This is a genomic window from Sneathiella sp. HT1-7, assembly GCF_020731145.1.
GTDB lineage: Bacteria > Pseudomonadota > Alphaproteobacteria > Sneathiellales > Sneathiellaceae > Sneathiella.
The window spans coordinates 788,097-802,402 of sequence record NZ_JAJFZN010000001.1; the positions used below are offsets into that span (position 1 = coordinate 788,097).

The 14,306-nt window shown below is 55.1% G+C and carries 12 protein-coding genes; 9 read left to right on the top strand and 3 right to left on the bottom strand.

Annotation, left to right across the window (positions count from 1 at the left end; genetic code table 11):
• Positions 1-107: 107 nt before the first annotated feature.
• Positions 108-1,718 carry a 2-polyprenylphenol 6-hydroxylase gene (ubiB, locus tag LKE13_RS03780; RefSeq protein WP_227948360.1) on the bottom strand — a complete coding sequence of 537 codons (1,611 nt, stop codon included), beginning with the start codon at positions 1,716-1,718 and terminating at the stop codon, positions 108-110.
• Positions 1,719-1,730: 12 nt separating this feature from the next.
• Positions 1,731-2,492: a bifunctional demethylmenaquinone methyltransferase/2-methoxy-6-polyprenyl-1,4-benzoquinol methylase UbiE gene (ubiE, locus tag LKE13_RS03785; protein WP_227948361.1), complete on the bottom strand. Its 762-nt coding sequence runs from the start codon at positions 2,490-2,492 to the stop codon at positions 1,731-1,733.
• A gap of 90 nt (positions 2,493-2,582) precedes the next feature.
• Between ubiE and mutM the strand changes: the two genes are divergently transcribed.
• The 5 genes from mutM (at position 2,583) to dnaA (ending at position 7,027) form a co-directional block, all read left to right on the top strand.
• Positions 2,583-3,419, top strand: a complete 837-nt coding sequence (gene mutM, locus LKE13_RS03790) for a bifunctional DNA-formamidopyrimidine glycosylase/DNA-(apurinic or apyrimidinic site) lyase (protein WP_227948362.1) — start codon at positions 2,583-2,585, stop codon at positions 3,417-3,419.
• A gap of 70 nt (positions 3,420-3,489) precedes the next feature.
• Positions 3,490-4,266 carry an enoyl-CoA hydratase gene (locus LKE13_RS03795; RefSeq protein WP_227948363.1) on the top strand — a complete coding sequence of 259 codons (777 nt, stop codon included), beginning with the start codon at positions 3,490-3,492 and terminating at the stop codon, positions 4,264-4,266.
• A gap of 156 nt (positions 4,267-4,422) precedes the next feature.
• Positions 4,423-4,689 (top strand): 30S ribosomal protein S20, encoded by a 267-nt coding sequence (gene rpsT / locus LKE13_RS03800; protein WP_207042404.1) that lies wholly within the window; start codon positions 4,423-4,425, stop codon positions 4,687-4,689.
• A gap of 479 nt (positions 4,690-5,168) precedes the next feature.
• Positions 5,169-5,615 carry a rhodanese-like domain-containing protein gene (locus tag LKE13_RS03805; protein ID WP_227948364.1) on the top strand — a complete coding sequence of 149 codons (447 nt, stop codon included), beginning with the start codon at positions 5,169-5,171 and terminating at the stop codon, positions 5,613-5,615.
• Positions 5,615-7,027: a chromosomal replication initiator protein DnaA gene (gene dnaA / locus LKE13_RS03810; protein ID WP_227948365.1), complete on the top strand. Its 1,413-nt coding sequence runs from the start codon at positions 5,615-5,617 to the stop codon at positions 7,025-7,027. Before LKE13_RS03805 ends, dnaA begins: the two co-directional genes overlap by 1 nt.
• Before the next feature lie 16 nt (positions 7,028-7,043).
• On the opposite strand, the gene LKE13_RS03815 is transcribed toward dnaA, so the two are convergent.
• Positions 7,044-7,670 carry a helix-turn-helix transcriptional regulator gene (locus LKE13_RS03815; protein ID WP_227948366.1) on the bottom strand — a complete coding sequence of 209 codons (627 nt, stop codon included), beginning with the start codon at positions 7,668-7,670 and terminating at the stop codon, positions 7,044-7,046.
• A 66-nt stretch (positions 7,671-7,736) separates the two neighbouring features.
• Between LKE13_RS03815 and LKE13_RS03820 the strand changes: the two genes are divergently transcribed.
• From LKE13_RS03820 to gyrB, 4 genes are all read left to right on the top strand, one after another.
• A complete protein-coding gene (locus tag LKE13_RS03820; RefSeq protein WP_227948367.1) occupies positions 7,737-9,161 on the top strand; it encodes an MFS transporter in 1,425 nt (474 codons plus the stop codon).
• A gap of 251 nt (positions 9,162-9,412) precedes the next feature.
• The gene (gene dnaN, locus LKE13_RS03825) at positions 9,413-10,531 is read left to right on the top strand and encodes a DNA polymerase III subunit beta (protein ID WP_227948368.1); all 1,119 of its coding nucleotides are present in this window, start codon (positions 9,413-9,415) and stop codon (positions 10,529-10,531) included.
• A 42-nt stretch (positions 10,532-10,573) separates the two neighbouring features.
• Positions 10,574-11,767 (top strand): DNA replication/repair protein RecF, encoded by a 1,194-nt coding sequence (gene recF / locus LKE13_RS03830; RefSeq protein ID WP_227948369.1) that lies wholly within the window; start codon positions 10,574-10,576, stop codon positions 11,765-11,767.
• A gap of 16 nt (positions 11,768-11,783) precedes the next feature.
• A complete protein-coding gene (gene gyrB, locus LKE13_RS03835) occupies positions 11,784-14,210 on the top strand; it encodes a DNA topoisomerase (ATP-hydrolyzing) subunit B (protein WP_321576130.1) in 2,427 nt (808 codons plus the stop codon).
• Positions 14,211-14,306 lie beyond the last annotated feature (96 nt).

Sequence of the window (14,306 nt, forward strand, 5' to 3'; positions counted from 1 at the left end):
CATGTTCAATATTTTACTGATCTTTTATGTAAAATATAAATATTCCCCCGGCGTCTCGCAAGTCATTTCTTGCGGGTGCCAGGAATTAGACGGGAATTGCCGGTAGATCAGATCGCAAACGTCAGGAGATAGACTGCAAGGGCACCAAGAAATACACCGCCCACGAGATAACCAGCGCGATAACGGCGCTCAGTTACCGCATTATCGGCTTCGGTTTCCTGCTGCAACGCCCTTTCGCGCGCCTCCATCTCAATGAGCAAATCATCGGCCTTGGTAACGATTGCCGGAATTTTACGAAGGAGCGCGATGCCGTCCTTCACCACATTGGCGGCCTGCGCCTCTACGCCCATATTTTCCCGCATCCAATGCTCAACAGTAGGGGAGGCGGATTCCCAGAAATTAATTTCTGTATTCAGGCTCTGGGCCACACCCTCGGCAGTGACCATTGTCTTCTGCAGCAATAGAAGCTGCGGCTGGGTTTCCATCTCGAAGGTTTCTGTGATCTGGAAAAGCTGCACCAGCAGCCGCGCAATGGAGATTTCATTGACCGGCCGGCCGAGAATGGGCTCCCCGATAGACCGGCAGGCCTGGGCGAAATTGGCCAGCGACTTGTGCTTTGGCACATAGCCCGCCTCGAAATGGATTTCCGCCGCCCGCAGATAGTTGCGTGTCAGGAAGGCATGCAGCATTTCCGCCATAAACAGCCGGGTCTCACGGCTCATCCTGCCCATAATGCCGAAATCAACAGCGACCAACCGCCCGTCATCTGTCACGAACAGGTTACCATGATGCATATCTGCATGGAAAAAACCATCGCGAAGCACCTGATGCAGGAAAACACGAATGACATTATCTGCAAGCGCATTAAGGTCATGCCCGGCAGCGATCAGTTCGTCTTTTTTTGAAATACTGATCCCGACAATACGGCTCTGGGTCATCACCCGCTGGGCGGTACGCTGCCAGTCAATCTCGGGCACATCGAATTCAGGGTCTTCGGCGAAATTCTCCGCCATTTCGGAGGCCGCCGCCGCTTCCAGCCGTAAATCCATCTCCAGTTCGACGGAATCGGCCATAATGTCAACGATCTTGGTCAATCGTAGGCGGCGCATATTCGGCTGATACCGCTCCACCAACTCAGCCAACCCATAAAAAAGACGTAAATCCCGCTCGAACGCATCCTCGATATTGGGGCGCAGGATCTTAACTGCCACATCACGAAGAACCTCTTCGGTCGCCGTGGAGTCTTCTTCCGTCGGGGCAGGGACCGTCTCGCGCACCTTTGCGAAATGCACCTGCGCGATGGAAGCGGCGGCGACAGGCTCAGGGTTAAACTCCGCGAATAATTCGTCAAGCGGCGTCTGAAGTTCGTATTCTATGGTTTCACGCGCTTTCTCGAATGAGAAGGGCGGCAAACGATCCCGCAGATTAGCGAGATCCATAACCATGTCTTCGCCGATAAGGTCCGCCCGCACGGACAGAGCCTGACCCAGCTTGATAAAGCTTGGACCGAGCTCCTGCAACGCACCCGCGAGGCGCTCCCCATCCCGCAGACCCTTGTTGCGCTTTGCACCGACGGCAAACAGCGGCATGATCTTGCGGAGCAACACAAGATAAATCGGCAGACGTTCAAAATTATCGAGGAAAAAGAGGGCGTCATGGCGCGCCAGCGTCCGGGCAACGAAGAGTAACCGCAGGGAATTATTGATAATCCGGATCACTGAATGTCGCTCCTAAAGCCGCCAGCCAGAGTGCAATGCCGCGATACCACCGGAAAGGCGGCGATATTTGACCTGACCGAAGCCCGCTTCCCTCAGCATATCGGCGAAACGATCAGCATCCGGAAACTGTCGGATACTTTCTACCAGATATTGGTATGACGGTTTGTCCTTCGCCACAATGCCGCCGATCTCTGGCAACAACTTGAAAGAATAGAAATCGTAAAATTCCTTCAGGACCGGTGCCTCCACCTTGCTGAACTCCAGACAGAGAAACCGCCCGCCCGGTTTCAGCACGCGATACGCCTCCCGGAGTGCTTTCGGGATATCCGTTACATTGCGAATACCGAAGGCAATCGTATAGGCATCGACCGATTTATCAGGAAGGGGGAGGGACTGCGCATCACCATTCGTCCAGTCGAGCCCCTTGAGACGCCCCTGATCGATGGCACGGTCCTGCCCAACGCTCAGCATCGCGTGATTGATGTCCAGCACCGTGACCCGACCATCACCCTCCACCGCGTCAAGAAAGCGAAAGGCGATATCGCCAGTGCCGCCCGCCACGTCCAGAAGATGCTGCCCTTTCCGCGGCATCAGCCAGTCAATCATCGCCGATTTCCATAAGCGATGAACCCCGCCGCTCATCAGGTCATTCATCAGGTCGTAATTCCCGGCAACGCTGTCAAAAACGCCGCGCACAAGCCCGGCCTTGTCGTCCGCCGGGACCTCACGAAACCCGAAATGGGTGCTGTCCGATGAATTGTCCGAAACTGCCATCGCACTTTCCGTTTGCTGGATGAGTTGATCGCCTTGTTTGGTCGAAATAAGAGCATAGCGCAAGGCATAAAATAAGGCTACTGTCCCGCCATGCCCGAATTACCCGAAGTCGAAACCGTCTGCCGCGGCCTGGAGCAGGCCCTGATTGGCGATCAGTTCACCTCCGTCACGCTGCGGCGTGCAAACCTGCGCTTCCCCTTTGCCGACGGCTTTGCAAAGACGCTTACGGGCCGGAAGATCGAAGCGATCCGTCGCCGCGCCAAATATATCCTGATGACACTGGAGGGCGGGGAGGTGATGATCGGACACCTTGGCATGTCGGGCAGCTTTCGTATTGAGCTAGAACCTGACCCTGCCAGCCCCTTCGACAAGCATGATCATGTGATTTTCGAAACCGAGCGAGGGCTTCGCGTGCGCTATCACGATCCGCGCCGGTTCGGCTTTATGCTGCTAACAAAAACGGACATGCTGGACACACATCCGCAACTCGCCGGCATCGGGCCGGAACCGCTTGGCAATGAATTCAGCGGTCCGGTGCTGGCCGAACGGCTTAAGGGACGCAAGACACCGATAAAGATTGCGCTGCTTGACCAAAGGGTCGTGGCCGGGGTCGGCAATATATATGCCTGCGAAGCGCTCCACCGGAGCGGGATATCGCCCACGCGCCAAGCCATGAACGTCAAAGGCCAGCGCGCGGACAAACTTGCCGCCGCCATTCGCGCCGTGCTGGAGGAAGCGATTCAATCCGGCGGATCGACTTTACGCAATTACAGCCATACGGACGGGGAGCTTGGCTATTTCCAGCATCGATTCCTCGCCTATGACAAGGAAGGCACTCCCTGCCCGACCGAGGAATGCATTGGCACCATCAACAGAATCACGCAATCCGGCCGCTCCACATTCTATTGCCCGAAATGTCAGCGCTAGGCTGGACAAAGAATTTTCCATGAAGATAATGGGCGCCAATTACGCAACGCAACAAAAACAGGAAATTCCCATGGCCTACAATAATATTGTCACCGATACAAAAGGCGCCGTCGGCATCATCCGCCTTGACCGGCCGAAAGCGCTCAACGCCCTTTGCGCCGAGCTGTTCGAAGAACTGGCCGACGCCCTTGATAAGTTCGAGGCCGATGAGAATATCGGCGCCGTCGTCCTCACCGGTTCGGATAAGGCGTTCGCCGCAGGTGCGGATATTCTCGAAATGCAGCCCAAAACTTATATGGATGTCTATAAGAGCGACTTCCTGAGCCAGAATTCCGAGCGCCTGTCCACCTTCCGCAAACCCGTGATCGCAGCGGTGGCAGGCTACGCTCTTGGCGGCGGATGTGAACTGGCGATGATGTGCGATTTTATCCTCGCCGCCGACAATGCGCAATTCGGCCAACCCGAAATCAAGCTCGGAACCATTCCCGGTCTTGGCGGCACCCAGCGTTTGACCCGTGCCGTCGGCAAGGCGAAGGCCATGGAAATGTGTCTGACCGGCCGGATGATGGGCGCGGAAGAAGCAGAAAGCTCTGGGCTGGTCAGCCGCATTGTTCCGCTCAACGATCTGATGGATGAGGCGATCAAGGTCGCCGGTGAAATCGCTGATCTCTCGCAGCCCATCGTCATGATGTGCAAGGAAAGCGTCAACAAGGCCTATGAGACGACACTGCGCGAAGGAATCATGTTCGAACGGCGGCTCTTCCATTCAACATTTTCAACAGAAGACCAGAAAGAGGGAATGTCTGCCTTCGCCGAAAAACGCACCCCTGAGTTCAAGAACCGCTAAATCAAGGTGCTTTTCTCCCGGATTTCACGGCGACAACCTCAATATGAGCGGAATTTTACGAATTCCCGCCCATTATCCCCATTCTTCTGTTGACGCCGTATTTCCCGCTGGTTATAACCCGGCTTCCGAATTTCGAAGCTAAAAGACAGGATTGTCATGGCGCATCATAAATCTGCATTGAAACGCATCCGACAGACAGACGTCCGGACCGAACGTAACCGGGCCCGCCGCAGCCGCATCCGCACCTATGTGAAAAAGGTCGAGCTGGCTGTTACGGAAGGGGATCAGGCGAAAGCCAACGAGGCGCTGCGCGCCGCCCAGTCTGAACTTACTCGCGGTGTCGTTAAGGGTGTGTATAAAAAGAACACAGCCTCCCGCAAGATTTCACGTCTGAACGCGAAAGTAAAAGCGCTCTCCGCTTAAGACGAGAATCATCCAAGAATCAAGCCGCGGTCCGGAAATGGATCGCGGCTTTTTTTATGCGTCATTGCGCTTTATAGGCGTGCCACTGATTACGATTTCGCGCGGGTTTTTACCAGTTAACCTCGCTGCTGTGGAACCGTTAACAACATCTTGTAGGTCAAGAATTTGTTCAGTCAATTTGCAAAATAAATATCGAATTTCATGCCAGCCATCCCTTGCGTAGGGGGTGTGGATAAGTTTAGTCTTGCCGATCTTATAAGAGCACTCCCAATCCTTAAATCACATAGATTGTCGAAGTGAGAAAGGGGCTAAATGCCACTTGGGAAGTGCTGTATCTAGTTGCGTGTTAGTTGTAAAGTTCTGCGTTGCGTACCAGTTTGAAAGCGGCTCCTTAGGGGGAACCGCCGGGAAGTCTTTTTAGCTGATGTCCGGACATCTTCGGGCAGTCTTCAGCACAATGGAACGAAGGAAATTTGTGGATGACTAATGGGGGAACACCCGGCACCAACGCAACTTATGCCGGTGACAAGACAGTTCAGGAAACGTGGGAAATACTGGCAAGCGACCCGAATGCGGTCCTGATAGATGTCAGAACAACGGCAGAATGGGCCTATGTAGGGTTACCTGATCTTTCATCCGTTGGCAAAACGGTTCAGCCTGTCTCCTGGGTTATGTTTCCCGATATGGCGAAGAACATGAACTTCATTGACGAGATTTCTGCGATTCAGCCGAACAAGGACGCCCCCATGATTTTTCTCTGCCGTTCGGGCGTTCGCTCTATCGCGGCCGCTGAAGCCGCGACACATGCCGGGTATACTCAGGCGTATAACGTCTTGGAGGGATTCGAAGGGGGACCGGACCAAAGCGGCCATCGGGGGACTGTTGGCGGCTGGAAGGTTGCCGGACTCGACTGGAAACAGAGCTGATGACAGCGCAGACGGAATTTGAGGCTTCTGGAATGACAAGAAATACGCAGTGGGAACAGATTAGAGGAAAGCTTCGCAGCGAATATGGCGAAGCGACCTTTAACTCATGGCTGAAGAATATCGAATTGGAAAAAATTGACGGCAGCAAGGCGTCGATGACGCTGCCAACGCGCTTTTTACGCGACTGGGTCCTTAACAACTATGCCAACCGGATCCGCCAACTATGGAACACGGAAGATAATTCAATCACCACCGTCGATATCCGGGTCAAACCGCTAGACAAGAAAAACACCTCCTCCCACAAGCCAACCTTTGGTCTTGCCGATATGAGCGAGCCGTTCAAAGGGAAAAAGCCGCTTTATGCGGAGACGACCAGCCCGGACCCATCCCTGATGGCGCCTTTGGATCCGCGCTTCACTTTTGAGAATTTCGTTGTCGGCAAATCAAACGAGTTGGCCCACGCCGCCGCCCGCCGTGTGGCGGAGGCAAAAGATTCTGTGCCGTTCAATCCGCTCTATCTCTATGGCGGGGTCGGACTTGGTAAAACCCATTTAATGCACGCCATCGGTCACGGCATTGCCGCGAACAGCCCGGAGAAGAAAGTTCTCTATCTTTCTGCGGAAAAATTCATGTATCGCTTTATCCGGGCGCTGCGTTTCAAGGACACGATGAACTTCAAGGATCAATTCCGCTCCGTTGATGTGCTGATGATTGACGATGTGCAGTTCATCTCCGGGAAAGACAGCACGCAGGAAGAGTTTTTCCATACTTTCAACGCGCTGGTCGATCAGAACCATCAAATTATCATTTCCGGCGACCGATCACCCACTGACCTTGAGGAAATGGAGGAACGGATGCGTTCCCGACTCGGCTGGGGACTGGTGGCTGATATTCATCCAACTGATTATGAGCTCCGCCTTGGCATTCTGCAATCGAAGGTCGAGCAGGGGAAAATTGATATCGATCCGCGTATCCTGGAATTCCTCGCCCACCGCATCACATCGAATGTGCGGGAGCTGGAAGGCGCGCTCAATCGCGTGCTCGCCTATTCCGACCTTGTTGGGCGCGCTGTGACACTGGAAAGCACACAGGAAGTGCTACGTGATCTCCTGCGCGCCAACGATCGGCGGATCACGATCGAGGAAATCCAGAAGAAAGTGGCGGAACATTTCAACATCCGCATGTCGGATATGCATTCCGCCCGCCGCGCCCGCGCCGTCGCCCGACCGCGTCAGGTGGCGATGTATCTTGCCAAGCATCTGACCTCTCGTTCCTTACCGGAAATCGGCCGGAAATTCGGCGGCCGTGATCATACGACCGTAATGCATGCTCTGAAGAAAATCGACGAGTTGCGACAGGAGGATATCGCCCTGTCGGAAGATATCGATCTGTTAATGCGAATGCTTGAATAAAAGCGGGTGAGAGCACTTATCTCGCTTTAATGCGATAGGCGCAGCGCCGTGCCCCCGAGAGAATATGATCTGTTCTCTCGACTGTTGCGTCTCCACCAAAGGCTTTTTGGAAAATCTCAAGCTCCGAGCGGCAAAGCCCTTGGCAGAGGGCTGCCGCCGCGCAGATCGGGCAGTGATTTTCTATAAGTATGTATTCCCCATCATCTATCCCTTGCCAGTCCGCCATATAGCCTTCTCCATTTCGAAGCGCCGCAAGGGCGGCAACCTTTCCTTCAAGGCTCGCCTCTTTATCCAGTTTTTGGCAATATTTTGTGAGCGTTTCCGCTTCCCGATGCTGGATCAGCTTTTCAAGGCCCGCCGTACCGAAGAGTGTCTCCGTCGATTTCAACAGCTCCACCGACAGATCGGAATGACGGTCGGGAAAACGGGCATGACCTTTTTCTGTCAGATGCCAATAGCGGCGGGGACGACCGCGCCCTTTGGCCCTATCGTCGAAGGAGATTAAACCCTCTCGCGCCGCCTTGGCGAGATTCTGCTGCGCGCCCGGCTTCGTTATGTCAAGAATTACGCCGATATCGCCGGCGGTCAGATCCCCGCGGCTCTTCAAAAGATATAAAATTTGATCTTGAGGTGTTTTTTTCATTGCCAGAATAATATATAAAGTTTTTACTTAATAAAATAGAAAAATGAACAACGTGAGCTGCTCGACATGACCCAGGCGGAAAATACAGACACAGTTCGCTGGCGAGAAGTCCTGAACCGTCAATATGGCCTTGCACTGGCCCTCGTAAGCCTTGGCATTTGGCTTCATGCTGCCGACAGCCTGTTGGTCGCCACCATGGTGCCACAGATCGTCGCCGAGATTGGCGGGGCGGAGTTGATCTCCTGGACGGTTGCACTGTATGGCATCGGTTCCATCGTTGCCGGGGCAGCCAGTGGCCTGATGGCCCTGCAATACGGTTTGCGCGGGCCGATGACGCTGGCGGCGCTTCTTTTCGCGCTTGGTTGCGCCATAAGTGCACTCGCGCCTCAAATGTGGGTGGTCTTGGTCGGTCGTTTGTTTCAAGGCTTGGGCGGTGGCGGGCTTATGGCCATGGCCTTTGTTGCTGTCAGCATATTGTTTCCCCGCCGATTGACGGCCCGCGCCCTCGGCGCGATCAGCACATTATGGGGCGTCTCCGCCTTTATCGGGCCGCTTGTAGGCGGGCTCTTTGTCGAATATGGCACCTGGCAGGGCGGTTTCTGGTTTTTTGCCGTGCAGGCCCTTCTCATGGCGGTGTGGATACAATTTACGCTGCGCAAGAACAAAAAGCCCGCAACAGAGGAAACCATTATCCGCTTTCCCCTTTGGCGGCTTTTCTGGCTGTCTCTCGGTGTGTTCCTGATTGCCTATGGCGGGATCGAGGTTTCCGTGCTTCAGACCAGCCTCTTCGTCGCCCTCGGTGTCATTGCGCTAATGATCTTCCTTTTTCTCGATGGCAAGAAAGCGTCCAATCGCTTGATGCCTTACAAGCCGCTTAATCTATTTACGCCGCTTGGGGCCGCACTGATCCTCGTCCTGTCCTTCTCCACGACGACGATTGCCATAACCGTCTATGGCCCCTATCTAATCACCGAGCTTCATCATGAGCCTCCCATCGTCGGCGGTTATGTCATGGCCTGTATGTCCATTGGCTGGTCGGTTGTCGCCTTCCTGGCGTCGGGGTTTGCAGAGAAATACGATACCCGGCTGATCGTCATCGGTATGCTGATCATTACCGCCAGCCTTCCGGGCTATGCCTATAGCCTGCCCTATGGCCCGGTCTGGCTGATTGCTGTCTTCGCGGCAATGCAGGGCGGAGGGTTCGGGATGGCATGGACGTTTATCCTCCGCCGTGCCATCCGCGTCGCGCCGACGGACGAACATGAACGGGTTGCCAGCGCCATTCCGACGCTTCAGAGACTGGGTTTCGCCCTCGGGGCGGCCTATGCCGGTATTCTTGCCAACGCCGCAGGCCTGACGGAACAGGCGGACAGTTCCGTCATGATTGTGGTTGCCTGGTTGCTCCCGCTGGCCAGCCTCCCCGCGGCAGCAATTGGCCTTGTGGCAACCTATCAGTTCACCCGGCGGCGGCGGAACCATGCAACCTCCTGATATTACAGGTAATTTCGAACTGCTTTTCGCTCCGGCGGATGGGGCGAAAAGCCTAGGTTTCCAGGGCTCTCTCTGCTATAGTGGCGGCTGTTCTCCCATATCGGCTTGAAATTCGATTCAAGGTTATGAATCAAATTCTTAAGGTCGAACGGAATTGCTGGTCCCGGGGAGAATTATATTGATGTAACCGGCCTTTATCGGGCATAATGACAGCCCTTTTTGAGTAACCTATTTGAAGCCTGATTGAGCCAATGAAACTGACAATAGAACGTACCGCTTTGCTGACGTCCTTGAGCCATGTGCAAAGCGTCGTCGAGCGCCGCAACACAATCCCGATCCTCGCTAATATACTGATAGATGCGCGGGACGGATTTCTTGGCCTGACGGCAACCGATCTTGATATTGCAATCAATGAAAAAGTCGCTGCCAATATCGGAACAGATGGGGCAACAACCGTACCAGCCCACCTTCTCTATGACATCATCCGCAAGCTGCCCGAAGGCAGTCAGGTAGAGCTTGACCACAACGCGGCGGAAGAACGGATCTATGTGCGCTGTGGCCAGTCGAAATTCGCGCTGGCCTGCCTGCCGCAGGATGACTTCCCGGTCATGGAAACCAATCAGCTTCCGCATAATTTTGTGCTGGCCGCGAATATCCTGAAACGGCTGATCGACAAGACGCGCTTCGCGATCTCAACAGAAGAGACCCGCTATTACCTGAACGGTATCTATCTGCATGCAGCGGAGACGGATGGCGTGCCTATGCTGCGCGCGGTGGCGACAGACGGTCATCGGCTCGCCCGCGTCGAAACCCCGATCCCTTCCGATGCGGAAAGTATGCCGGGTGTGATTGTTCCGCGCAAAGCCGTGAGCGAGGTTCTCCGCCTGATTGACGAGCGGGACGAACCGGTCTCGATTTCCCTTTCGGATACGAAAATCTGCTTTTCCTTCGGTGATACGATCCTGACGTCAAAACTGATCGACGGGACTTTCCCGGACTATGAGCGGGTAATCCCGGAAGGCAACGACAAAGTGCTTGAGCTGGATGGCAAGTCCTTCGCGCAGGCCGTTGATCGCGTCTCCACGGTCGCGACCGAGAAAACCCGCGCTATCAAGCTCTCTTTGAGTAATGATTTGATCACCCTCTCCGCAACCGGCGCAGATGCGGGCAGTGCGACAGAAGAAGTCGCGGCTTCCTACGGGTCGGATGAAATGGAAATCGGCTTCAACTCGAAATATCTGCTGGATATCACCGGCCAGATTGACGGCGAGAATGCCCGCTTCCTGTTTGCCGACGCGGGATCGCCGACAATCGTTCGGGACAGCGCCGACGAAGGGGCGCTCTATGTCCTGATGCCGATGCGGGTATAACTTGGCCATCGTTACAGTGCCGTGGCTCACCAGGTTTGGACAATGGGTGTCGCCATAGAGGAGCCATTTGTGTCCGCCTATGCAATTACGCGCCTGATTTTGACAGATTTTCGCAATTATACGTATTTGAAGGTTGAAGCAGATAGTCGCCCCGTCGTTCTGACGGGTGCCAATGGCAGCGGAAAAACCAATCTTCTGGAGGCAATCTCCTTCCTCACGCCGGGGCGGGGACTGCGCCGGGCGAAACTGACAGAGGCCGCGAATATAGGCGGCAGAGGTGGCTGGGCGGTGGCCGCAGATGTGGCGTCGAATGTGGGAACGAGCACCCTCGGCACCGGCGTAATCTCTCCCGTAGGGGAGGCCGAAAATAAAGAGACGGCGGAGCGTCGATCGGTTAAAATAGACGGACAGAATATGAGCGGATCGACGGCCCTCTCAGACTATGTAAAAGTCAGTTGGCTGACCCCGCAGATGGACCGCCTGTTTCAGGAAGGGGCCAGCGGCAGACGGCGGTTTCTCGACCGACTCACATTTGGCTTCGACCCGGCCCACGGCAAGCGGATGACAGCCTTCGAGAAGGTCATGCGGGATCGCAATCGGCTCCTGAAGGAAGGTCGTTATGACAGACATTGGCTGGCATCACTGGAGCGATCTCTGGCGGAAACCGGTACAGCCATCGCAGCGGCGCGACGGGAAACGGCGGCGCGGTTGAACAGCTCCATGGCAACGGCAGCGCAAGGCACCGGTGCCGGTGCCTTTCCAAAGGCCGAGGTGAGTGTCGAGGGCCTGTTGGAAGGTTGGCTCGAGGAAATGAGTGCGCTGGCGGTTGAAGATAAATACCGCAGCAAGTTGGAGGCGTCACGGCGCCAGGATGCCATGGCGGGTAGTACCAGCCTCGGCCCGCACCGGAGCGATCTGGGCGTGCTGCACAAGGACAAGGGCATGCCTGCGGGCCAGTGCTCAACAGGAGAGCAGAAGGCGCTGCTGATTTCGATCATCCTTGGGGATGCGCGCCTTCAAGCCGGAATGCAGGGTCAGGCACCGGTCCTGCTGCTTGATGAGATAACGGCGCATCTCGACCAGAAACGGCGCGCAGCGCTGTTTGACGAGATTGAGGAGATGAAGACCCAGGCCTGGATGACAGGCACCGATTACGCCCTGTTTTCCGAACTTGGAAACCGGGCGCAGTTTTTAACAGTCGACAATGGCACCATTTGCCGGACGGCTGTTAGCTAGAAGGAAAGACGACGTAATGAGTAAGACAGAAGGTCCCATGGAAGCTGAGGAATATGGCGCGGAGTCGATCAAGGTCCTGAAGGGTCTTGATGCGGTGCGCAAGCGTCCGGGCATGTATATCGGCGATACTGATGATGGCTCGGGTCTGCATCACATGGTCTATGAGGTTGTGGACAACGCCATCGATGAGTCGCTGGCCGGTCATTGCGACCTGATTTATGTTTCGCTCAACCCTGAGGGGTCGGTTACGGTGCGCGACAACGGGCGTGGTATTCCCGTTGACATGCATGAGGAAGGAGTCTCCGCCGCCGAGGTGATCATGACCCAGCTTCATGCCGGCGGTAAGTTTGACCAGAATTCCTACAAGGTTTCCGGCGGCCTGCATGGCGTTGGCGTTTCCGTTGTGAACGCTCTGTCCACCCGGCTTGATATGACGATTTGGCGCAATGACAAGGAGCATCGCCTCAGTTTTGAGCATGGTGAACCCGTTGGCGCCCTTGAAATCATCGGGGATGCCGTGGGCAAGAGCGGGACAGAAATCACGTTCACCCCGTCGCCCGAAACCTTCACCAATATCAAGTTTGATTTTGCGACGCTGGAACACCGTCTGCGCGAGCTCGCCTTTCTCAATTCTGGCGTATATATCCAGATTAATGATCTGCGCTCTGCCGAGCCGGTCACGGTGGACCTGCATTATGAAGGCGGAATTTCCGCTTTTGTGAAATATCTTGACCGGTCAAAAAGCCCTCTGATCACGGAAACCATTGATCTTACAGCTGAAAAGGAAGGCGTGACGGTTGAGGCGTCGCTCGAATGGAACGACAGCTATCATGAAAATGTGCTCTGCTTCACGAACAATATCCCACAGCGCGACGGTGGAACCCATCTTGCCGGCTTCCGCGCGGCGCTAACCCGCTGCATCAACCAATATGCAACCGCGAGCGGAACTGCCAAGAAGGAAAAGATCGTCGTTACCGGCGATGACGCCCGCGAAGGGCTGACCTGTGTCGTCTCCGTCAAGGTTCCGGACCCGAAATTCTCCTCCCAGACCAAGGACAAGCTGGTTTCCAGTGAAGTGCGCCCGATCGTGGAAAGCTCGGTATTCGAGGCGCTCAGCCAATGGTTCGAGGAGCATCCGAACGAAGCCAAGGTCGTAATCACCAAGGTCTTCGAGGCCGCTGCCGCCCGTGAGGCCGCCCGTAAGGCGCGCGAGCTCACCCGCCGCAAGGGCGCGCTGGATATTTCCAGCCTGCCCGGAAAACTGGCCGATTGCCAGTCGAAAGACCCGGCGATTTCAGAACTTTTCCTCGTCGAGGGTGACAGTGCTGGCGGATCTGCCAAACAGGGGCGGGATCGCCATAATCAGGCCGTACTGCCACTTCGCGGTAAAATCCTCAATGTCGAGCGGGCGCGGTTTGACCGCATGCTCTCCTCGAATGAAATCGGCACCATGATTACCGCGCTTGGCACCGGTATCGGGCCCGAAGAATTCAATATCGAGAAGGCGCGTTATCACAAGATTATCATCATGACCGACGCCGACGTGGACGGATCTCATATCCGCACACTTCTGCTCACCTTCTTTTACCGGCAAATGCCGGAACTGGTCGAGAAAGGCTATCTCTATATCGCACAGCCGCCGCTTTACAAGGTTTCCAAGGGTAAATCCTCGGTGTACCTCAAAGATCAGCAGGCGATGGATGATTACCTGATTGATCAGGGTATGGAAGAGGTCGTGCTGGAGCTTGCCTCCGGCGAACAACGCAGCGGGGAGGACCTGAGTGCTTTGGTTGCCCGCGCCCGTCAGGCCCGCAACCTCATTGATGCCATTGCCAGACTCCAGAACCGTGCTGTAGTTGAGCAGGTTGCCATTGCCGGGGCACTGAGTGACGAAGTGTTGAGTGATCCTGTCCGTGGGCCGGAAGCGGCCAAATTCGTCGCCGAAAGGCTGGATGGGATTTCTTCAGAGACAGAGCGCGGCTGGATTGGCGAGGTTTTGCCAGATTTCAGCCTTAAATTCAGTCGGGAAGTCCGTGGCGTGACAGAAGTCCAGCTTGTGGACAGCAATATCATCCATTCGGCCGAGGCACGGCAACTTGACCTTATGAAGGATGAGCTTCAGACAATATACGCTCAGCCGTCAGTATTTATTCACAAGGATAAGCGACAGGTGATCTATTCACCGCTTGAATTAATGGAGTCCGTCACCAATCTTGGCAAACGCGGGTTGGCTATCCAACGCTATAAAGGACTGGGCGAGATGAACCCGGAACAGCTTTGGGAAACCACCCTGGATCACGAGGCGCGGACCCTGTTACAGGTACGGATCAATCACGGGGATGAGGCGGATGAAGTCTTCTCCACCCTGATGGGTGATGTGGTGGAGCCACGACGCAACTTTATCCAGGATAATGCCCTGAAAGTCAGCTTTCTGGATACCTGATGACGACAAATACGGTTTAAAATCGCAATTTTGCCTTATATGTGAGTGATAAAGCACCCTTTGGTCAGCATTTTGAATAATGCAAAGTAACGATTG

Coding starts and splice junctions, on each gene's coding strand:
- ubiE (WP_227948361.1), bottom strand. CDS start 2,492: ATGGCAGTTTCGGACAATTCATCGGACAGCACCCATTTCGGGTTTCGT.
- mutM (WP_227948362.1), top strand. CDS start 2,583: ATGCCCGAATTACCCGAAGTCGAAACCGTCTGCCGCGGCCTGGAGCAG.
- LKE13_RS03795 (WP_227948363.1), top strand. CDS start 3,490: ATGGCCTACAATAATATTGTCACCGATACAAAAGGCGCCGTCGGCATC.
- rpsT (WP_207042404.1), top strand. CDS start 4,423: ATGGCGCATCATAAATCTGCATTGAAACGCATCCGACAGACAGACGTC.
- LKE13_RS03805 (WP_227948364.1), top strand. CDS start 5,169: ATGACTAATGGGGGAACACCCGGCACCAACGCAACTTATGCCGGTGAC.
- dnaA (WP_227948365.1), top strand. CDS start 5,615: ATGACAGCGCAGACGGAATTTGAGGCTTCTGGAATGACAAGAAATACG.
- LKE13_RS03815 (WP_227948366.1), bottom strand. CDS start 7,670: ATGAAAAAAACACCTCAAGATCAAATTTTATATCTTTTGAAGAGCCGC.
- LKE13_RS03820 (WP_227948367.1), top strand. CDS start 7,737: ATGACCCAGGCGGAAAATACAGACACAGTTCGCTGGCGAGAAGTCCTG.
- dnaN (WP_227948368.1), top strand. CDS start 9,413: ATGAAACTGACAATAGAACGTACCGCTTTGCTGACGTCCTTGAGCCAT.
- recF (WP_227948369.1), top strand. CDS start 10,574: ATGGGTGTCGCCATAGAGGAGCCATTTGTGTCCGCCTATGCAATTACG.
- gyrB (WP_321576130.1), top strand. CDS start 11,784: ATGAGTAAGACAGAAGGTCCCATGGAAGCTGAGGAATATGGCGCGGAG.